Genomic DNA, 19,199 nt, shown 5'->3' with positions numbered 1-19,199 from the left:
AACCCGGATCGAAGAATTTGATTTCGAGTCCGCCGAGCACAAGCAGCTCAAAGGTAATATCTATCTCGCCAAGGTAACCCGCGTTGAACCGTCGCTCCAGGCGGCGTTCATCGATTATGGCGGCAATCGCCACGGCTTCCTCGCCTTCTCGGAAATCCATCCCGATTATTATCAAATCCCCAAGTCCGACCGCGACGCCTTGTTGCGCGAAGAGGCCGAGCACGCCGCTGAGGAAGAGCGCCTGCGCTCCGCCGAATATGACGCCGAGGACCGCAAGTCGAAGAAGCGCCGCGACGAAGAACACGTCGACGATGACATTGGCGGTGATGATGGATCCGGCGACGACGAGTCGAATGAGACCGGCACCGGCTCCAACCGCTCGCCGGTCGATGAATCGGCCGCGGATGAGCTGCGCAAGCGGCGCGAATCGCTGCGTCGGCGCTATAAGATCCAGGACGTCATCCAGCGTCGCCAGGTTCTGCTGGTGCAGGTGGTCAAGGAAGAACGCGCCAATAAGGGCGCCGCGCTGACCACCTATCTGAGCTTGGCCGGCCGCTATTGCGTGCTGATGCCCAATACCAGCCACGGCGGCGGCATCAGTCGCAAGATTTCCGATGGCGCCGATCGCAAGCGCTTGAAGTCGATCATGTCCGACTTGAACCTGCCTTCGGTGATGGGGCTGATCGTCCGCACCGCCGGCCTGTCGCGAACCAAGGTCGAAATCAAACGCGACTTCGATTATCTCGCCCGGCTGTGGGACGAAATCCGCGAGCGTACGCTCAACAGCAGCGCCCCCGCCCTGATTTACCGCGACAGCGACCTCATCAAGCGCGCCATCCGCGACCTCTATCACCGCGAAATCGACGAAGTGCTGGTCGAGGGCGAAGACGGCTACAAAGCGGCGCGCGGCTTCATGAAGCTGCTGATGCCGAGCCACGTGCGCCGCGTGAAGCAGCACATTGAAGTAACCCCGCTGTTTCAGCGTTACGGCGTCGAAGACCAGCTGTCGGCAATGTATCACCCGGTCGTCCAGCTGCCTTCGGGGGGGTATCTGGTGATTAACCCGACCGAAGCGCTGGTGTCGATCGACATCAATTCGGGCAGATCGACCCGCGAACACAATATCGAACAGACTGCTTATGCGACCAACCTCGAGGCGGCCGCCGAAATCGCCCGCCAGCTGCGGTTGCGCGACATGGCCGGCCTGGTCGTCATCGATTTCATCGACATGGAACAGTCGGGCCATAACCGCAAAGTCGAGAAAGCGATGAAGGACGCGCTGAAGAACGACCGCGCCCGGATTCAGGTTGGCCGCATTTCGAGTTTCGGCCTGATGGAGATGAGCCGGCAGCGGCTCCGCACCGGCGTATTGGAGGCGTCGACCAAGCCTTGTGTCCATTGTGAAGGCACCGGCTTGATGCGGACCGCGGCGTCGGCCGGCCTGTCGGCGCTCCGGATGATCGAGGACGAGGCCGCCCGCGGCCGCGGCGACAAGATTGTTCTCCGCGCCGGGCGCGAGGCGGCTGTTTATTTGCTCAACAAGAAGCGTCTCGAACTGGGTGAAATTGAGCAACGGTACGGCGTTTCGATTGAAGTGCTGATCGACGAGAGTCTCGAGGGTGCCAGGATGGGCGTCGAAAGCTCCGGGCCTCGCCCGGTCGCTCCCCAGCGGCAGGAGGCCATTGCAGCGCCGGTCGACGAAGATTTCGACGAGGAAGACGAGGGCGAAGAGGAGATCGAAGCCCAAGCCGGCGGGTCCGACGAGCTCGCCGACGAACCGGAACACGCGCCCCGAGATCGCGACCGTGACCGCGAACGTCCCCGCGACGATGACGGCGAAGGCCCGCGTCGGCGCCGACGCCGACGCCGTGGTGGCCGCGGCCGTGGACGTCGTGACGGGCAAATGCCCGGATCGGCCGAAGAGGGCGTCGAGGCAGATGCTCCGGCCCCAGCCATACCGGTCGAGGAGATTGAAGCCGAGCGAGAGGGCAGCGAGGAATCGAGGCCTCGGCCGAAACGTCGCCGTGGGCGCAAGCCGGCTGCGGGAGCGGAAACGCCGTCCGACATTGAGGCGGCCAGTTCACCGATGGTCGCACCTCGGGTGGCCGACGAGTTGCCCATCACCGCGGCCGAAGCCAATGATGACGTCGAAGCCGCGGCCGACGGCCCGAAAACCCGCCGCCGGCCAAGGGCGCGCAAGCCCGCTGTCGCGGCGACACCGACACCCCCGGTGGCGGAGCCCGAGCCTCAGCCAGAACCCGAGCCGGAGCCGACCAAGCCGGTCCGCAAGCGCCGCACCAAGGCGGCGGCAGCGGAGCCCGTCAGTCAGCGATCGGATTCCGATCCAGCGGCCACGTCGGTGCCGGCGGCGGACAATGACCTGGCGATGACCGACGCCGACGGAGAGCGGCGGTCGGGCTGGTGGCAGCGGACCTTCGGCTAGATCCGGGGCGCTTGCGGTCGGGCCGGCTTTCATCGCCGGTTCAGCCCCAAGGATGGTAAGCGGCGGCATGGTGCCACCTCGCTCGAGCCCGATTGCGCGCTTTGCGCGGCTGTTGATGCTCGCGTTGATCGTGGCATTCGCGGCGGCGAAGCCGGCCGCTGCCCAGTCGGTCTTGCGAGACAGCGAGACCGAGCTGTTGTTTCGCGACGTGTCCAGGCCGCTGATCATTGCCGCCGGCCTGGACCCCAAATCGACCAACGTCGCTTTGTTGAACGATCCGGAGATCAATGCCTTCGTCGCCACCGGGCAGACGGTCTATATCCAGTCCGGCCTGTTGGTCGCGGCGGACAACGTCAACCAGTTGCAAGGCGTCATCGCTCACGAGCTGGGCCATGTCGCTGGTGGCCACTCGATCCGGCTCCAGGACGGAACCAAAGAGGCGACCGGGATCAGCATTGCCACATTGGTTCTCGGCGCGCTGGCGATTGCCGCCGGCGCCGGCGATGCCGGCATGGGCATCATGATGGCTGGACAGCGCGCCGCCATCGGCCGCTTCCTCGCCTTCAGCCGCACCCAGGAAAGCTCGGCCGATTCCGCCGGCGCCAAATATCTTTCGGCCGCCGGGATTAGCGGCAGGGGCAGTATCGAATTCTTCAAGAAGCTGCAGAACCAGGAATATCGGCTCGCGATCGCGGCCACCGACAGTTACGACCAGACTCACCCGATATCGAGCGAGCGCATTCAGGCGCTGTCGCAAATCTACCAAAAGGACCCGGCCTGGAACCGGCCGTCCGACCCGGCGCTCGAAGCGCGCTTCCAGCGGGTCAAGGCCAAGCTGATCGGCTTCGTCGATCCCAAGCATGCAATCGTCAAATATCCCGAAAGCGATCAGAGCATTCCTGCTCACTATGCCCGTGCCTATGCCTATCATATTGGCGCCTATCCGGACAAAGCGCTGTCGGAGGCCGACGCCCTCCTGAAGAGCGATCCGCACGATCCTTTCTTCCTCGAGTTGAAAGGGCAGATCCTGCTGGAATCGGGCAAGCCGGCGGACGCCATCGCGCCGCTGCGCGAGGCGGTCGGCCGGGCCAACGACCAGCCGCTGATTGCGGCGATGCTGGGCCATGCGCTGATCTCGACCGAAGACCCGAAGAATTTCGCCGAGGCCAAGCAGGTCCTGAAAGCGGCGGTCAACCGCGACAATCAGAACCCGTTCGCCTGGTACCAGCTGGGGATTATCTACGATCGCGAAGGTGATCAGTCGCGGGCCGCGCTGGCGACGGCGGAGCGCAACAACCTCGAAGGCGAACCCAAATTGGCGCTGGCCAGCGCGGAGATGGCCTTGAAGGGCATCCCCCAAGGCACCCCGGACTATCTTCGCGCGCAGGACATCGCCATGGTGTCCCGCACCGAATTGAGAAAAGACAAGAAGTACAGGAAGGAGCATCCGGAAGAGTGAGCGAGGGGAAGATATCGGCCTTGGTGCCAGCCATCGGCGGCGGTGTGATCGGCGCCTTGCTGACCGCGGCATTGCTGCTGTTCGCGGCGCCGCATTACGTTGGCAGCCGGATCGTCCGCCAAGGGCTGTTGGCCGATCCGCAAATCCTGGTCGATACCGCTGACGCCTTGCGCGACCGGCAGTATGAACCGACCCTCACCGCTCAGCGTGCGGCGCTTGAAACGCCGTTCGGTTCGTCGTGGAAAGGGGCCGCCAAGCCCGACGTCGTGCTGGTCGAATTCTTCGATTACGCCTGCCCCTATTGCAAGGCGAGCAATCCGTTCGTCGATCAACTCGTCAAAGAGGATAAGGGCCTGCGCGTGGTTTATCGCGAGCTGCCAATCCTTGGACCCGAGAGCGTCGCCGCGGCCCGCCTGTCGCTGGCGGCATCGAAAGCCGGGCACTTCCGCGAATTCCATGATGCGCTGTGGGCGGCCGGACGACCGGGTCCGGAGAGCTTCGCGGCCGCGACGCAAGCGGCCGGCCTGACGATCCCGGTCGCCCCCAGTCCCGAGGCCGAGGCCGAACTCACCCGCAACTTCAAGCTCGCCAGCCAATTGGGCGCGACTGGCACGCCGTTGTTCATCGTCGGCAATAAAGTGATGAATAGCGCGGTCGGTTACGACGTACTCAAAAAGGCCATCGCCGACGCCCGCGCGCGCGGTTAGTTCAAGGTTGCTCTGGCGAGCGCCCCTTGAAGCCCTGGGCGACGACGTACCATTCCGATGATTCCTTGCGGCTGGCTGGGGGTTTGGCGTGTTTGACCGTGGTGAAGTGGCGCTTGAGCTCGGCGACAAGATTGCTGTCGGCACCGCCGGCCAGCACCTTGGCGACGAACGCACCGCCCGGTCGTAATGTCTCCACCGCAAACTCCAGCCCCGCTTCGACCAGCCCCATAGTGCGCAAATGGTCGGTCCGCGCGTGGCCGACGGTGTTGGCCGCCATGTCCGACATGACAAGGTCAGGCGGGCCGCCGAGCGCTTCCTTGAGCCTGGCCGGCGCGTCGTCGTCCATGAAGTCCATCACCAGGATGGTAACGCCGTCGATCGGGTCGGTGGGCAGCAGGTCGATACCGGCAATCCTGGCGCCCGGCGAGCGGCGCGACACCACCTGACTCCAGCCGCCCGGCGCAATGCCGAGGTCGATGACCGCCTTGACGCCCTTCAGCAAGCCGAACCGCTCGTCGAGCTCGAGCAGTTTGTAGGCGGCGCGGCTGCGGTAATTATCGGCCTTGGCGCGGCGCACATAAGGATCATTCAATTGCCGTTCGAGCCAGCGGTTGGACGACACCGTGCGGCCGCGCCCGGTGCGCACGCGGACGTGGAGACCCCGGTCCCCCCTCACAAGGCGCCCCTCACAATTGGTGGCCGTCGCGGGCCATCAGCGACCGCAGGATACCCTCGCGAATGCCGCGGTCGGCGACCCCTAGGGTTGGCGCTGGCCAAATTTCCAGGATCGCCTCGAGGATTGCGCAACCGGCAACCACCAGGTCGGCGCGGTCGCGGCCGATGCATGGCAGGCGCGAGCGCTCTTCATAGGTCATTTCGGCGATCATCGTGCTGATGTTCTGCATCGCTGCGGTCGGCACGTGCAGGCCATCGACGGCGCGGCGGTCGTACGAAGGCAGCGCCAAATGCACGCTGGCGAGCGTCGTTACCGTGCCGCTGGTGCCAAGCAGGCGAATGTCCTTGGCGGTCTTGGGCAGCGTTTCGGCAAAGCGGGTAAACGAATGGCGGGCGCGTTCGCGCATGCGTTTATAGGCCGCCAGGCGGTCCTTGCCGTCGATCGCCTCGCGGCCTTCGCTCTCGGTCAGCGAGACCACGCCCCACGGCGCACTCCACCAGCTGCGGATCTTGGGCACGCCATCGACCTGGTCGATCAGCACCAGTTCGGTTGAGCCGCCGCCAATGTCGAAGATCAACGCTGGACCGTCGCCTGGTTCCAGCACCTTGTGGCAGCCGAGCACCGCCAGCCGGGCTTCTTCCTGCGGGGCGATGATGTCGAGCGCGATGCCGGTCTGTTCGCGCACCCGGTCAGTGAAATCGCGGCCGTTGACCGCCCGGCGGCAGGCCTCGGTGGCCACCGCGCGCGACAGCGAAACGTTGCGCCGGCGCAATTTTTCGCCACAGATTGCCAACGCCGCGACCGCTCGGTCCATGGCCTCGTCGGACAATTTCCCGCTCTGCGACAGTCCTTCACCCAGGCGAACGACCCGCGAGAATGCGTCGACAACGGTGAAGCCGCCTTCGACCGGGCGCGCGATCAATAACCGGCAATTATTGGTGCCAAGGTCGACCGCGCCATAGCTGTGGCGGTGCGCATGCCGCCACTCGGGCGGCTTGGCTGGCAATGGCCCGCTCTTGCCGCTGTTTTCATGCAGCAGAGCCGGCGCGCCGGCGACTCTCTGCGCCATGGGGTACGCCCGTTCTATCTTTGGCCGCCCCTGAAGGAGCAGCTGACTTGCGCCCGTTTAATCACATTAATGCGGGTTAGAGCAAGTTTTGGCGGGTTAGGGCGTCGCGTTGACAGGTTGAGGGGGGCTTTCTATCTCGCCCGTTCGCCTGCTGCCCCGTCGTCTAATGGTAAGACTGCGGACTCTGAATCCGTCAATCGAGGTTCGAATCCTCGCGGGGCATCCAGTCTATTCGCCCGATCCTGATTCTCAGGACGCCGCGGCGAGGGCGGGAATGAGGCCAGCGGAATGGCTCACCAGGCGATTGTGGGGGGCCAGGCTCTGGTCAAAACGCCTCCGGCTACCGTCAAGCTCGCCATAGGCCGTGAATATCTCGGTGAAATGATCGTCGATAGTTCGAACCTTGCACTGCAGCCGGGCTTGAGCACGCTGACGCGCTGGATCGCGGTCGACAAAGGTTACTATGGCCCGGGCGAGCGACTGGACGTCCCCGGCTCGGTATGACCCACCAGCGCCGACAAGCAATTGATCGTAGGCCGCGCCAAAATCGGGAACCAGCAGCGGCACACCGCTTGCGCGAGCCTCCGCCGCGACCATGCAAAAGGTCTCGGCTTCGCAGCCATGAACAAGGCCGTCGACGCTCGCAAGCAAGCGGGCTAGCTGGTCTCGGTCATTGATCACCGGCAGGACCGCAATATTCGGCAGACCCCGCGCCAATCGCTCAAGTTTCAAACGGTTCGGCCCATCGCCGATCAGGACTAGCCCGACGGGACGTGTGCGCCGAGCTCTGTTGACTGCCTGAATGACCATCGGCCAGCGTTTCTCGGCAGCGAAGCGGCCAATCCCGAGCAGCAGAACCGCGTCGGCCCGCAACCCCAGTCGGTCGAGCATGGATTGGCGAAGTTTCTCGCTGCGATGACGCGGCGAGAACCGCCCGGCTTCGGTCCCCATTCTCACGGTCACGGCCTTGCGCAAGCCACCCGCGGTCAGTCGATCCGTCAATGTCTGGTGTGCGCACACCACCAGGTCGAACATCCTGTCCAGTCCGCGCAGATGATCCCAGAACCCGCTGAACCACCGATCGATCGTGGCGATGCTCGCTACTCGACCCAGCCAACGATAGGCGTAGGCTGCAAGCGGATCGGCATGCATAACCAGAGACCGCGATGCCGGGCCCTGCCAGCGACCGACCATGGTTGCGCTGGACCACGGGGAGGATACCTCAACGTGATCGGGCTGCCACAAATCAAGTGCTCGATGTAGCGCTTCCTGATCGTCAAAGTAGCGATAGCGCCGGTCGACCGGCAATGTCGGCGCCGCAATCGTCGCAATGACCGCGCCTGGCCCGCGAAGCACAAACTCGTGGCGCTCACCAGGCACCAGCAGGATCATCTCGTGACCGAGACGTGGCGCCTCCCTGAGTTTGTTCTCAAGGTAGGTGCGAACGCCCCCGCCGTTCGGCGAATAGAATGCACAGACATCGACAATTCGCATCAATTTGCTCTCCGCACCGGATCGCGCTCGCTAATGGTCAAAATGTGAACGTCACATGAGGTAGCCCTCGTCGCTAGTGCTAGCCAATTGACGGCAAGGGAGGCAAAGAGCCGCTCTTGTCCTGATTGAGAAGTCATGTGTCCCCAGCCGCATCACGCCGATTGCTGCTCGTTTCGATCCACGATGTCACGCCTCGCTATGAGAGCGAAATCGATGGGCTGCTCGACCGATTGCGCCCGCATGTCGGCGATTGTCTCGCCATGCTGGTCGTCCCCAATCACTGGGGCGACTGCCCGATCGTTTCGGGCTCCCCGTTTGCCACACGACTACGCGACTGGAGCGACCGCGGGATCGAAATGTTTCTTCACGGCTGGAGTCATCGCGACTCTACTGCCCATGCCGGCGCGGTCGACCGTTTGCGGGCTCGCCACCTGACCGCCGGTGAAGGCGAGTTCCTGGGATTGTCGCGTGCCCAGGCGAGTGCCCTGATTGGCGATGGCAAAGCCCTCGTCGAAGGCATCATTGGGCGCCCGATCACCGGCTTCATTGCCCCGGCCTGGCTTTACGGCCCGGGCACTCGCCAGGCGATGATGGACTGCAACGTCGAGCTCGCCGAGGATCATTGGCGCGTGTGGTCGCCGACGCGCGGCGCTGAGCTTGTCCGGAGCCCGGTCATCACCTGGGCCAGCCGAAGCCGGTGGCGGAAGATGTCATCGCTGGCCCTGGCCGGTGCGATGCGTCATGTGCCGCTGCCGCCGGTAATGCGGATTGGCGTTCACCCCCCGGATGTACGCGTCCCGGCGCTGCTGAGAAGCATCGATGTCACCATCACCCAATTGGCGAAAACCCGCCGCCGTGGCGGTTACGCAGAACTTTTGAAAGCTCTTCCCAACCAATCCTGATTTGGCACCCGGTGTCTGCCGCAAGGCCGCTTTGCGGCCGTCGCCAGCCCGGCTAGAAGCGACCAGGTGAAGATCATCGGCAGCTTCATTAGCCCGTATGTCCGCAAGGTCCTCGCCTGCCTCGAATTGAAGGGGCTCGACTATCGGGTCGACCCAATCACGCCGTTCTTCGGCAATGACGAATTCGCGACGCTAAGCCCGCTCCGGCGCATCCCGGTGCTGATCGACGGCGATGTGACGCTGTGCGATTCCAGCGTCATTTGCGCCTATCTCGACGAGGCCTATCCGGCGACGCCGTTGCTCCCGTCCGATCCGAAGGACCGCGCCCGCGCCCGCTGGCTCGAGGAATATGCCGATACCCGCCTTGGCGACCTATTCATCTGGGGGCTGTTCTACCAACGCGTGGTCCATCCGGCGGTGTGGGGCGAGCCCGGCGATGAAGCGCGGATCGCCAAGACCTTGACCGAGGACGCGCCGGCCGCGCTCGACTATCTCGAAACCCAATTGCCCGCCGTCGGCTTTCTGTTCAGCGAGATCGGCGTCGCCGACATCGCGATCGCCAGCTTCTTTCGCAACGCCGACTATGCCGGCTTCACGGTCGATGGCGAGCGCTGGCCCAAGGTCGCGCGGTTCGTCGCCGCGGTACTCGCTCACCCGGTGATGGCGAAGCTCTTGGTGTTCGAGGACATCCAGCGCAGCGCCGACATCAAGGGCCGGCGGCAAGCTTTGCTCGACGCCGGCGCGCCGCTGACCGAGGACACGCTTGGCATGCGCGAGCCGCGACGCGGGATGATGCGGCTGTGAAGCGCGGCTGGCTCCTGTCGACCATCGTTCTCAGCGCCTGCAGTCCGACGGTGTCCGGCGAGGTCCGCGACGCGACGTCCGATCAGCCGATTGCTCACGCCATGGTCGAAGTGACAACCAGCGGCTGGGGCGTTCGCGGCGGCGGACTGGTGTGGGACAAGGACTTTTCCTACCGCGCCCAAAGCGGGCCCGACGGCCATTTCCGCATCGCGGGAGCGGATGGCGGCCATCGCCTGTCGGTGAGCGCCCCCGGCTATCCTCCGGTGCAGACGTCGCTCTGCTCGCGCTCGCCGATGACGATTTGGGTAGGTGGGCGGTTCGACGGCGCCGACTTCGGCAAGACTTTGTCGCTCGGTGACGGGGGCAACCGAATCCGGATGGGGTGGAGGTTTAGCGGGGCGGGCCGAAAGGCGCCGGAAAGCGGCTCCGATCTTGTCGCGCTGGGTCTGCCTTCGGCCGACAAGTCGGTGACATCCTTTCGCGCCCCGCTCGGCGTGGCGTTCCGGTCCGGGACCGGCAATCCGCCGCAAGCCCCGCAGTCGGGCTACGCCGTGGAGCAAACGCTCGATCTGCTGGACTGCGGCTGGTTATTTGTGCGCACCGGCGACTCTGGCACCGTTCCGGTCAAAATTGGTAGCTTCGGATTGGACGAGCCGCCCGGAGAGGGGCGCTATCTGATGCTGTCGTACGCGACCGCTCGCCCGCACTAGGCAGGTCAGTGCTGGTAGCCGGAAATCCAATGCTCGAGGCGGGTCTTCAAGGACGGCCGCGACGGGATGAAGCCTTGATGCTCGGTATGGGCCTGCTCGATATGATGGACATCGGTCTGTTCATATAAAGTGAGGTTGTGGGGCAGCTTCGGGCGCAGCGTCTCGCGGCCGCGCAGCATGTCCTCGGCCATCGCCAGGCTGCGGTGAACGTCCTCGGCGGTGAACGGCTTCATCAGGCAGCCGAGCGCCAGGTCGGGCATCGCAAAGCTGGGGGCCTTGCCGCTGACGAACAGCACCGGGACATTGAGTTCGGCGAGCCGGACCGCCACCGGGAAACCGGTCGAGCCGCGCGCCAGGTGAAGATCGAGCAAAGCGATGTCGGGATCATGCTGTTCGGCCGCGGCGATGGCGCTATCGGCGTCGTCGGCGATCGCCACCACGCGATAGCGCGGATTGTCCTCGACCAGATATTTCAAGGTTGTCGCCAGCTGCGAGTCATCCTCGACAATCAGGATCTTTAGCACCGTGAGCCCTCCCTAACGGGCCCCATCAAAATATTGCTTTGATGGGATTGCCCTAACTCTCGGAAAATATCCGTGAATTGCAGCTTTGCGCTAAAAGGACTCGCTGCGAATCCCGCATCGCCCCGGTTAACGACGAACCGACTCGCACGCGGGCTGGACCGAGGGTTAGGTGCGGTAGAAGATGTGTGCGCCGATCTTTTCGGCCCGGGTCAGCCGCCGGCCCCACGACGGAGCGACATAATTGGCGTGATACCACAGGACGTCGCTCGACAAGCTCGGGACGGCATTGCTCATCGCCAGCCGGGTGATCGCCTGCGCCTTGCGCCACGCGTCGCCGCCGGTCTTGACGGACGGGAACTGACCGTTGCGGACGAAGGAGAATTGCGCCGGCTGCTTGACGGTCGAACACCAGGTCGGCGGATATTTGCCCGACGCGGCGCGGTTCATCACCACCCGCGCCACCGCCAGCTGGCCTTCGGCCGATTCGCCGCGGGCTTCGAAATAGACCGCGGTCGCCAGGCAGGTCGCTTCCGCATCGAGCGGGGCGCCGGCGCTGTAGCGATCGACCAGCGCGCGCAGCGGCCAGCCGCCATGAAACAGCCAGGCGGCTTCGCGGGCGATGGCCGAGGATACGGCCAGGGTTGTCGCCTGCGACTGGCCGGTGACCGCGGCAACGAATTGGCGAACCGGCGCCATCGCCGCCGACATAAGCGAACGCGGCTGGATCGAACGCGGCTGTGCGAACGCGGGGGTGGCCTTGACCGCCGACGCTGTGATGGTCGACAGGTCGAACGACGGGCCGGATTGCGTGACGGATTGCGCGCCAATGGACTGAGCAGGCGCCTGGCCCGAGGCCATCACCAGCATCAACAAACCCATCACCACGGACGCGCCGCGGCTTGCCAAAAATCGGATCAAATTGCTCTCTTACCTTGTGCGGCCGGTTCCCACGCTGCAATTCGTCGCAGCTAATGTCCGCGTTCGCGTTGCGGGAGGTCCGTCCGTCTTGCCCGGAGCCGGCGTTTCTAAAGCGCCTGGTGGCTCGCTCGCTCTTCAATCGTTGCATGGCAGGTACGGTGTTTGGGCGAGATTCCAAACCTCTGTGCGGCGAACCGAGCCATGGGCGGGGTGGAAACCGGAACGCTTTCAATTTGTTCGTTTTTCTGGCAATTTTTTAGCAATTTGCCGCGCCCCTACCGTCCCCTGACGGGACTCGATAGAGAACGACCAGAGGAGCGCCCGCGTTATGGCCCATTGGCTGATGAAGTCCGAGCCGGCGAGTTACAGCTGGGACGATTTGGTCCGCGCCGGCGGCACCGATTGGGACGGGGTCCGCAACAACGCCGCGCGGCTGCATTTGCGGGCGATGCAGCCCGGCGACCTGGCCTTCTTCTACCACAGCATGGCCGACAAAGCGGTCGTCGGCATCATGGCCATCACTGGCGCGGGCCAGCCCGATGGCCCCGACGGCGCCTGGGTCAAGGTCCCGGTCAAGCCGGTGCGAGCGTTGGCCAGGCCCGTGACGCTGGCCGCGATCAAGGCCGAGCCCAAGCTGGCCAGGATGGAGCTGATCCGCCAGTCGCGCCTGTCGGTCGCCCCGGTCCGCGACGCGGAATGGGCGCTGGTGCTGGCGATGGCCGGCGGGTGACGGTGAGGAGGCGAAACGCAGCAAATGCAGCTTTCGCGCGCGCGTGCGCGCGAGGCGGGATGAGACGGGGCTCGCCGGCCCGGGGCGGGTCGAAAGGTTGCCAAGGTTGCTCCCCTTTCGCGCGGGGGCCGCGCCGCCATTCGGGGTGCGAAGTTGCCGCGACCGCACCGCCGCGCCGAGGCAGGCGCGACTTGGCCGGCGAACGACGCGAATTCCGGCTTCCCTTCGACTCGACTCAGGGCAGGCATCCGCGAGTCTAAACCATGAAAGGTGGCGTGTAGGAAAATGGTTTGTTTCTGCGCCGTTGCGTCCGCTTTGGGTGAAAAACGGGCGTTCAGGCCGCGACGTAGCCGCCATCGATCATGTAGATGGAGCCATTGCAGTAGGACGACGCATCGCTACCGAGGAAGGCTAGGAGGTGGGCAACTTCCTCGCTAGTGCCATAACGCCGCATCGCAATGCTGGCTTCGATTCCGGCGCGCAGCGCCTCGGGATCGTCCGGTGCCAATTGATTCTGAAGCGAATCGATCATCCGGTTGTCGATCGGGCCTGGCCCGACCGCATTGACGCGAATGTTCGACGGGCCAAGCTCCAGCGCGGCGGTTTTGACCAGTCCGTAAACGGCATGCTTGCTGGCGATGTAGGGGGCCATGGCCGGGAAGCCGATCACCCCGGCGATTGACGACAAAGCCACGATCGACCCGCCACCGCGCGCCTTCAGAGGTGCGATGCAGTGCTTCATCGCCAGCCAGACGCCGGTGACGTTGGTCCGCATCGTGTCTTCGAAATCCTCGACCGACAGCGCTTCAATCGGCTTTAAGACGCCCTCCATTCCGGCATTGGCGATGAGGATGTCGAGGCCGCCAAAACGATCGACCGTGGCGGCGACCGCCGCCGCCATGCCGGCCTCGTCGGCGGCGTCGGAAAGGCTTGTCGCGACTTCGCCATGGGCCTCAAGCCGCGCCCTGGTCGCGGCCAATTTGTCAGCGGAGCGGCCGACCAGCATCACCTTGGCGCCGAGTTCGAGGAAGAGCTTCGCGGTCGCTTCGCCGATCCCGCCGGTGGCTCCGGTGATGATCGCCACCTTGTCGTCGAGCCGCTGCCTACCGGTCAAATTGCTCATCACTTTCTCTCCAGGAGGTTACCAATACGTCACGATGTGCAACCGGACGGTGGCGACCCTAGCACGGGCACAATCTCGGAAATACATTCCGACCGCTGACGTCTGACCATCTTGGGTGGAAAGCGGACATTTCTTACGCAAAGTTAAGTCATGCGAGCATGGATCATCGCTCTAGCGAGCTTGGCGAACGCCTGTGCGGTGCAGCCCCCACCGTCGGCCAATTCTGCAAATACGCGGCCGCTCGCGACATCAGAGGCATTCATCGACGCTTTCTACTCGTTTGATTTGGCGCGTCTCCGTGCGGCGATGGCCGACGCTACGGGCTCCATGCCCGACACCCTCTACTATCAGGGCTGGGCCGAGGCTGGGCACTATGCGGTTCTGAAGCGAAAGCCGTGCCGCTTTGACAAAGCGGATGAGGTCAGCTGCGGAGTGACCGTGAAGGACGACCTCGTTCCGGCTCTCGGCATCGATTACCATGTGACCGATACTTTTCATTTTGCGTTTCGCGGTGGCCGCATCGTGAAGGTCTGGAACAGCTCGGATGACCCGCCGGAGTTTCATCAGGCCATGGAATGGCTCCGCCGCGAGCGCCCCGAAGTCTTCACCGGTCCCTGTCGCGGCATATGGGAAGGTGGGCCGACCCCTCACGACTGCGTTCGCGCCATTGTGAGAGGGTTTGGGGAATTCACCGCACGTCGATGACTCAGCGGCCTGCCTAATGGCCGCAATGGGTCGGAAGCGGTCGTTGGACTGATTGAAAAACACCCGTGGCGGGAGAGGCTATTCCCGCTCCTTGATCCGGGCCGCCATGGCTCTCGAGCGTTCGATTAGGGCGGACGCCTCGCGCGCATCCATCTCGCTGTCGAAACACACACCCATGACCCCGGCGCTTTGCCACCTGACGACTGCCGCACGGGCAAGGGTTCCGCAGTCCAGGATCACCGGCGCTCCGCTGGGCAGACTGGCCGGACAACCCAGCTTCGCACCACCGGGAGACAGGTCGAGAATCTGGACAGCAAGACGCTCTCCTGCTGCCCGCAGGAAGGCCGGTAACGCCACTGGGACCCGGGGATAGACGCGGCGGTCCGCATAGGGATCACGGTCTGGAGGGGACGGTACGGTGGTTGCCATCATTTCTCGCTTGTCGCGATGACGTAGCATTGGGTTGCTGCCAGAATGTAAACGCCGAACGTGCGCGACGGGTCGAAGGCGGACATTCGGGCCAGGCCGCCGGCCAAGTTGAGCTAGGAGCTAGTTTAAATCGACAACCCCACATCGCCTTCCAACACTTGTTGCTCCAACTTGGGCGTTTCGCCCGCCCGCCACAGCCTGGCGGTGTGGGCGACGCGATAGCGCAGGGGGCCGCCGTCGGCGGTTTCGCTGCGCGTGATGGGGCGCGGGATGCAGACGAATTCGGTGCGCATGGCGTCGCCGGTCAAGCGCACCTTGGCATAGCCGTGGCCGCCCAAATCGACGAATTCGAGATGCGGCGCGAGGGCGGGATTGGACAAAGCGCGGGCGCGGGCGAGGTCGAAGTTCTTGGCATAATCGAGGCAGGAACGGACGCCATGCCGGAGCAGCATGTTGAACGTCCACTCGGGCTTGGCGGCGCCGGGCCGGTCGGCGAGGTAGAGCGCCCGCAGCGGCGCGTCCTTGGGCAAATTATGCTCGTTGGCTTCCATCGCGCCGGGGCTGGCGAGCGAGGCGCCAATGAAGCTTAGGCCGACCGGATCGAACTTGCCGGGGGGCAGCGCGGTGCTGGCATAGCCCGCCCAGAAGCTGTGGCGGTCGCCCGAGACGATGGCGAAGCCGGTGATCTTGGCGTCGCGGACGAGGCCGTAGATTTCGCCGCGCTCATGGTAAGCGCTGCCATGGTCGCCACTGCCCAGCGAGCCAAAGGTATTCGCCGGCCACTTCTGTTTGGTGAGGCCGGCGGGCAGATTTTCCGGATCGGCGCGCTGGTCGAGCGTGCCCTGGGAATTGCCCCAGATTTTCCACGTCGCGGTCGAGGCCTTGAGCCGGTCCTTTAACCACGCCTTCTGGGTGGCGCCGAGGATGGACTGCGGCGGCGCGGCGCGTTGCGGATTGGGAACGTGCGCATCGCCAAAGCGGACCTCGGCCGGCGGGTTGCCGCCGTTGAACGCCCGCCCACCATCGAGCATTTGGATGACGTCTTCGGGGAACATGCCGAATTCGTCACCGCCGAGCTTGTCGAGCGACGGATCGCTGAACGGGTCGGGGCCGCGATAGCTGTGCTGATCGGTGATGATCATGTCGAGGTGGCGGCCGTAGCGGAAGGCGCGGTAGCCCTTGAGGCTGTTGATGGCGATGAGGTTGTTGGGTTCGATGCCGAGGCCGTTGTCGTCGAACTTGGTGATCGGAACGTCCTTCACGGCCGGCGGATCGAAGCGTTCGAGCGAACCGCCGGGCGCGGCGACGCGGGCCGGCTGATATTCGAACCAGGCCTGGTTGGCGGCGATCTTGACGCTTTGTCCGGGGCGCTCGATCTTGCCGGCCTTGAGGATGCTCTGCCAGCCCTGCCAGGAGAATTCGTGATTGTCCCACATGGCGACGAACGGCCAGCGGGCGCGGGCATCCTGCAAGTCGGGGTCGGCGAGATAACCTTTGTAGACGGCGCGATAGCCCTCGACCGTCAGCGGGATGTGGAAATTGCCGACCTTCAGCCCGTCGGGGATGCGGGCGACCTCGTAAATGGTGCGGTCGTAGCGGGTCTTCACCTCGTCGGGATATTGGACGACCTCGTAGATGAAGTCGCCGAGATGGAGGACGAAGCCGAGCTGTTCGGGCGGCGGCGTGCGCTGATCCTCGAAGATCATCCGGCGGTAGGCGTTGAGCTTGCCTTCGTTGACGCTCTGGCAGCTGACGAAGGCGAAATTGACCGGGCGCGGATCGTTGGGCTTGGGCGCGGTGATGGTCCGGCCGACGCGGCTGCCGTTGCCGTCGGCGTCGACGAACCGATACCAATAGACGCGCATCGGCTTGAGCCCGCCGGCGAGCACCCGGCACGTCCAGTTGGCCGCCGCCGACACGGCCGCGGGGGCGTGGGATATGACGTGGCGAAAGGCCTCGTCCTCGGCGATTTCGACGGTGAGGACATGGCGAGTACCTTGATCGTAAGGCCGCCTTGTCCAGAGTATGACGCTGTCGGGACCCGGATCGCCGGACGCGACTCCTTCGGGATACAGATCGCGGCGTTCGCGCCAGGCGGTCCGCGAGGCTGTGGCCGGCCCCGCCAAGGCGAGCGATGCGCCGATGGCGGCGCTGGTCTGGAGGAATTGCCGACGGTTCAGGCTCATGCGTTCCCCCCTTGAAAGACCTGGGGAGAGCCTGCGATTGCGACTTAGTTAGCGGCAACGGCGGAGCGACAAGGCGTCCCGAAACATCGACCAACGTCGTTCTTCAAGCAAGCCACAGTGGCTTTACCGCTCAGCGCGAATGTTGAAAGCGGCAGCGCGCGACTGCGAGTTGTTGGGCGCCGGCTTTCTCGGTCACGCGATAAACCAGGCGATGTTCGCTATCGATCCGCCGCGACCACCAGCCCGACCAGTCGTCGCGCAACGGTTCGGGTTTACCGATGCCCTTGAAGGGCGAGCGCATCGCGTCCCGCAGCAGCTCGTTGATCCGCGCGAGCAGCTTGGGATTGTCGGACTGCCAGAATAGATAATCCTCCCAGCCATCCGCAGTGAAGGTGAGCCTCACGGGCGCTTGAGCGCCTGCGTCTCTTCATCCCACACGACCTCGAAAACCTCACCCCGGTTCGCCGCGGCGATGCTCTCGTCCAGCCGCCGGGCATTCTCCGGACTGGAACGGAGATAGAGCGTCTCGACCATGCTGTCATAATCGCTCTGCGCCATCATCACCACCGGCTCATGGCCCTGGCGCGTTACCAGCACGGGGGCGCGATCATCCACCGCCCGGTCCATGAAATGGGCAAGCCGCTTGCGAAGGTCGGTGAAGCTGACGTGGATCATCTGTACAAGATAGCGTACATCTGACGCCGCCGCAAGACCGTTAGGCCGCCTTGGCGCGGTTGGCGCGCTTGCGCTCGTGTGGATCGAGGTGGCGTTTGCGCAGGCGGATGGACTTGGGCGTGACTTCGACCAGCTCATCCTCGTCGATGTAGGCGATCGCCTGCTCGAGGGTCAGCCGCTTGGGCGGCGTCAGGCGGATCGTGTCTTCCTTGCCGCTGACGCGGAAGTTGGTCAGCGCCTTGGCTTTCAACGGATTGACCTCGAGATCCTCGGGCTTGGCGTTCTCGCCGACGATCATGCCTTCATAGACTTGCTCGCCCGGCGAAACCATCAGCGCGCCGCGGTCCTCGAGCGTATTCAACGCATAAGCCGCCGTCTTGCCAGCCGCGTTGGAGATCAGCACGCCGGTCTGGCGACCCTCGATCGGGCCTTTGTACGGGGCATAGCGTTCGAACAGGCGGTTCATGATGCCGGTGCCGCGCGTGTCGGACAGGAATTCGCCATGATAGCCGATCAGGCCGCGGCTCGGGGCCGAGAAGACCAGCCGGGTCTTGCCGCCGCTCGACGGGCGCTGCTCGGTGAGGTCGCCCTTGCGCAGCTGGATCTTGGACACGACGGTCGAGGCGTAGGCATCGTCGACGTCGACGACGACGGTCTCGAACGGCTCCTCGCGGCCACCGGTCGCCGAATCGGCACCATCGCGGAACAGCACGCGGGGGCGGCTGATCGACAATTCGAAGCCCTCGCGGCGCATGGTCTCGATGAGCACGCCGAGCTGCAGCTCGCCGCGGCCGGCGACCTCGAACGCGTCCTTGTCGGCGCTTTCGGTGATGTGGAACGAGACATTGCCCTCGGCCTCGCGGGCGAGACGGTCGCGGATCATGCGGCTGGTGACTTTCGAGCCTTCGCGGCCGGCCATCGGCGAATCGTTGACGCTGAAGGTCATCGCCAGAGTCGGCGGGTCGATCGGCTGGGCGTAGATGGGCGCCGCCACCGACGGGTCGGCGATGGTGTTGGCGACGGTGGCAATGGTCAGGCCGGCGATGGCGACAATCTCGCCCGCTTCGGCGCTCTCGACCGCCACGCGCTCAAGCCCGCGGAAAGCCATGATCTTGGTCGCGCGGCCTTCCTCGACCACCTTGCCGTCGCCGTCGATGGCGCGGATCGGCATGTTGAGGGTCAATTTGCCGCTGGCGATGCGGCCGGTCAGCACGCGGCCGACGAAATTGTCGCGGTCGAGCAGGGTGGCGAGCATTTTGAACGGGCCGGCGTCGACCCGCGGCGCGGGGACATTGGCGACAATCGCGTTGAACAGCGGCGCGAGATCGCCGGAACGGACGTCGTCGGTCAGCCCGGCATAGCCGGCGCGGCCGCTGGCGTAGAGCGTCGGGAAATCGAGCTGCTCGTCGCTCGCATCGAGATTGAGGAACAGTTCGAAGATTTCGTCGAGCACTTCGGCGGGGCGCGCATCGGGGCGATCGATCTTGTTGACGACGACGATCGGGCGCAGGCCCAGTGCGAGCGCCTTGCCGGTGACGAACTTGGTCTGCGGCATCGGCCCTTCGGCGGCGTCGACCAGCAGGATAACGCCGTCGACCATCGACAGGATGCGCTCGACCTCGGCGCCGAAATCGGCGTGGCCGGG

The 19,199-nt window shown here is 64.6% G+C and carries 19 protein-coding genes and 1 tRNA gene; 9 read left to right on the top strand and 11 right to left on the bottom strand.

What is annotated here, in order from left to right:
* The first annotated feature begins 7 nt into the window (after nt 1–7).
* The 3 genes from RMO25_RS11945 (at nt 8) to RMO25_RS11935 (ending at nt 4,609) form a co-directional block, all read left to right on the top strand.
* Nucleotides 8–2,443, top strand: coding sequence for a ribonuclease E/G (locus tag RMO25_RS11945; RefSeq protein WP_309662824.1), 2,436 nt, complete (start codon nt 8–10; stop codon nt 2,441–2,443).
* 67 nt (nt 2,444–2,510) lie between these two features.
* Entirely contained in the window at nt 2,511–3,902 is a 1,392-nt protein-coding gene (locus RMO25_RS11940) for a M48 family metalloprotease (protein WP_405051881.1), read from the top strand.
* On the top strand, nt 3,899–4,609 hold the full coding sequence (locus RMO25_RS11935; protein WP_309662820.1) for a DsbA family protein: 711 nt from the start codon (nt 3,899–3,901) through the stop codon (nt 4,607–4,609). The genes RMO25_RS11940 and RMO25_RS11935 overlap by 4 nt, the downstream gene beginning before the upstream one ends.
* A 1-nt stretch (nt 4,610) precedes the next feature.
* Here RMO25_RS11935 and RMO25_RS11930 read toward each other — a convergent pair whose 3' ends face one another.
* Both RMO25_RS11930 and RMO25_RS11925 read right to left on the bottom strand, forming a co-directional pair.
* Nucleotides 4,611–5,285 carry an RlmE family RNA methyltransferase gene (locus RMO25_RS11930; protein WP_309662819.1) on the bottom strand — a complete coding sequence of 225 codons (675 nt, stop codon included), beginning with the start codon at nt 5,283–5,285 and terminating at the stop codon, nt 4,611–4,613.
* A gap of 10 nt (nt 5,286–5,295) precedes the next feature.
* The gene (locus RMO25_RS11925; RefSeq protein ID WP_309662818.1) at nt 5,296–6,354 is read right to left on the bottom strand and encodes a Ppx/GppA phosphatase family protein; all 1,059 of its coding nucleotides are present in this window, start codon (nt 6,352–6,354) and stop codon (nt 5,296–5,298) included.
* A 152-nt stretch (nt 6,355–6,506) separates the two neighbouring features.
* On the opposite strand from RMO25_RS11925, the gene RMO25_RS11920 reads away from it, so the two are divergent.
* Nucleotides 6,507–6,580 (top strand) — tRNA-Gln (locus RMO25_RS11920).
* A 23-nt stretch (nt 6,581–6,603) separates the two neighbouring features.
* Here RMO25_RS11920 and RMO25_RS11915 read toward each other — a convergent pair.
* Nucleotides 6,604–7,848 carry a glycosyltransferase gene (locus RMO25_RS11915; protein WP_309662822.1) on the bottom strand — a complete coding sequence of 415 codons (1,245 nt, stop codon included), beginning with the start codon at nt 7,846–7,848 and terminating at the stop codon, nt 6,604–6,606.
* Nucleotides 7,849–8,009: 161 nt separating this feature from the next.
* Here RMO25_RS11915 and RMO25_RS11910 point away from each other — a divergent pair, with 161 nt between their 5' ends.
* The 3 genes from RMO25_RS11910 to RMO25_RS11900 all read left to right on the top strand — a co-directional run bounded on the left by RMO25_RS11910 (nt 8,010) and on the right by RMO25_RS11900 (nt 10,264).
* Complete coding sequence (locus RMO25_RS11910) at nt 8,010–8,750, top strand: polysaccharide deacetylase family protein (protein ID WP_309662817.1); 741 nt, start codon at nt 8,010–8,012, stop codon at nt 8,748–8,750.
* A 66-nt stretch (nt 8,751–8,816) separates the two neighbouring features.
* The gene (locus RMO25_RS11905; protein ID WP_309662816.1) at nt 8,817–9,554 is read left to right on the top strand and encodes a glutathione S-transferase family protein; all 738 of its coding nucleotides are present in this window, start codon (nt 8,817–8,819) and stop codon (nt 9,552–9,554) included.
* Nucleotides 9,551–10,264: a carboxypeptidase-like regulatory domain-containing protein gene (locus RMO25_RS11900; protein WP_309662815.1), complete on the top strand. Its 714-nt coding sequence runs from the start codon at nt 9,551–9,553 to the stop codon at nt 10,262–10,264. The genes RMO25_RS11905 and RMO25_RS11900 overlap by 4 nt, the downstream gene beginning before the upstream one ends.
* Before the next feature lie 5 nt (nt 10,265–10,269).
* Here the strand turns inward: RMO25_RS11900 and RMO25_RS11895 are convergent, their stop codons facing one another.
* Nucleotides 10,270–10,788 carry a response regulator gene (locus RMO25_RS11895; protein ID WP_309662814.1) on the bottom strand — a complete coding sequence of 173 codons (519 nt, stop codon included), beginning with the start codon at nt 10,786–10,788 and terminating at the stop codon, nt 10,270–10,272.
* Nucleotides 10,789–10,953: 165 nt separating this feature from the next.
* A complete protein-coding gene (locus RMO25_RS11890) occupies nt 10,954–11,667 on the bottom strand; it encodes a cell wall hydrolase (protein ID WP_309662821.1) in 714 nt (237 codons plus the stop codon).
* A gap of 367 nt (nt 11,668–12,034) precedes the next feature.
* Between RMO25_RS11890 and RMO25_RS11885 the strand changes: the two genes are divergently transcribed.
* Entirely contained in the window at nt 12,035–12,436 is a 402-nt protein-coding gene (locus tag RMO25_RS11885) for an EVE domain-containing protein (protein ID WP_309662813.1), read from the top strand.
* 334 nt (nt 12,437–12,770) lie between these two features.
* Here the strand turns inward: RMO25_RS11885 and RMO25_RS11880 are convergent, their stop codons facing one another.
* Complete coding sequence (locus RMO25_RS11880; protein ID WP_309662812.1) at nt 12,771–13,559, bottom strand: SDR family NAD(P)-dependent oxidoreductase; 789 nt, start codon at nt 13,557–13,559, stop codon at nt 12,771–12,773.
* A gap of 150 nt (nt 13,560–13,709) precedes the next feature.
* Between RMO25_RS11880 and RMO25_RS11875 the strand changes: the two genes are divergently transcribed.
* Nucleotides 13,710–14,264, top strand: coding sequence for a hypothetical protein (locus RMO25_RS11875; protein WP_309662811.1), 555 nt, complete (start codon nt 13,710–13,712; stop codon nt 14,262–14,264).
* A gap of 78 nt (nt 14,265–14,342) precedes the next feature.
* Here the strand turns inward: RMO25_RS11875 and RMO25_RS13860 are convergent, their stop codons facing one another.
* The 5 genes from RMO25_RS13860 to RMO25_RS11855 all read right to left on the bottom strand — a co-directional run.
* Nucleotides 14,343–14,693: a PilZ domain-containing protein gene (locus tag RMO25_RS13860; protein WP_405051882.1), complete on the bottom strand. Its 351-nt coding sequence runs from the start codon at nt 14,691–14,693 to the stop codon at nt 14,343–14,345.
* Between the two features lie 125 nt (nt 14,694–14,818).
* Nucleotides 14,819–16,879: an alkaline phosphatase D family protein gene (locus tag RMO25_RS11870; RefSeq protein WP_309662810.1), complete on the bottom strand. Its 2,061-nt coding sequence runs from the start codon at nt 16,877–16,879 to the stop codon at nt 14,819–14,821.
* Between the two features lie 130 nt (nt 16,880–17,009).
* The gene (locus RMO25_RS11865) at nt 17,010–17,282 is read right to left on the bottom strand and encodes a Txe/YoeB family addiction module toxin (protein ID WP_309662809.1); all 273 of its coding nucleotides are present in this window, start codon (nt 17,280–17,282) and stop codon (nt 17,010–17,012) included.
* Nucleotides 17,279–17,554, bottom strand: a complete 276-nt coding sequence (locus RMO25_RS11860) for a type II toxin-antitoxin system prevent-host-death family antitoxin (RefSeq protein WP_309662808.1) — start codon at nt 17,552–17,554, stop codon at nt 17,279–17,281. Before RMO25_RS11860 ends, RMO25_RS11865 begins: the two co-directional genes overlap by 4 nt.
* A 40-nt stretch (nt 17,555–17,594) precedes the next feature.
* The coding region (locus RMO25_RS11855; protein ID WP_309662807.1) for a GTP-binding protein at nt 17,595–19,199 on the bottom strand (1,605 nt) is incomplete at its 5' end.

Source organism: Sphingomonas sp. (assembly GCF_031361285.1).
In the GTDB taxonomy this organism is placed as follows: domain Bacteria; phylum Pseudomonadota; class Alphaproteobacteria; order Sphingomonadales; family Sphingomonadaceae; genus Sphingomicrobium.
The sequence above is the reverse complement of the archived record's forward strand: the minus strand, read 5'-3'. Positions and strand labels throughout refer to the sequence as shown.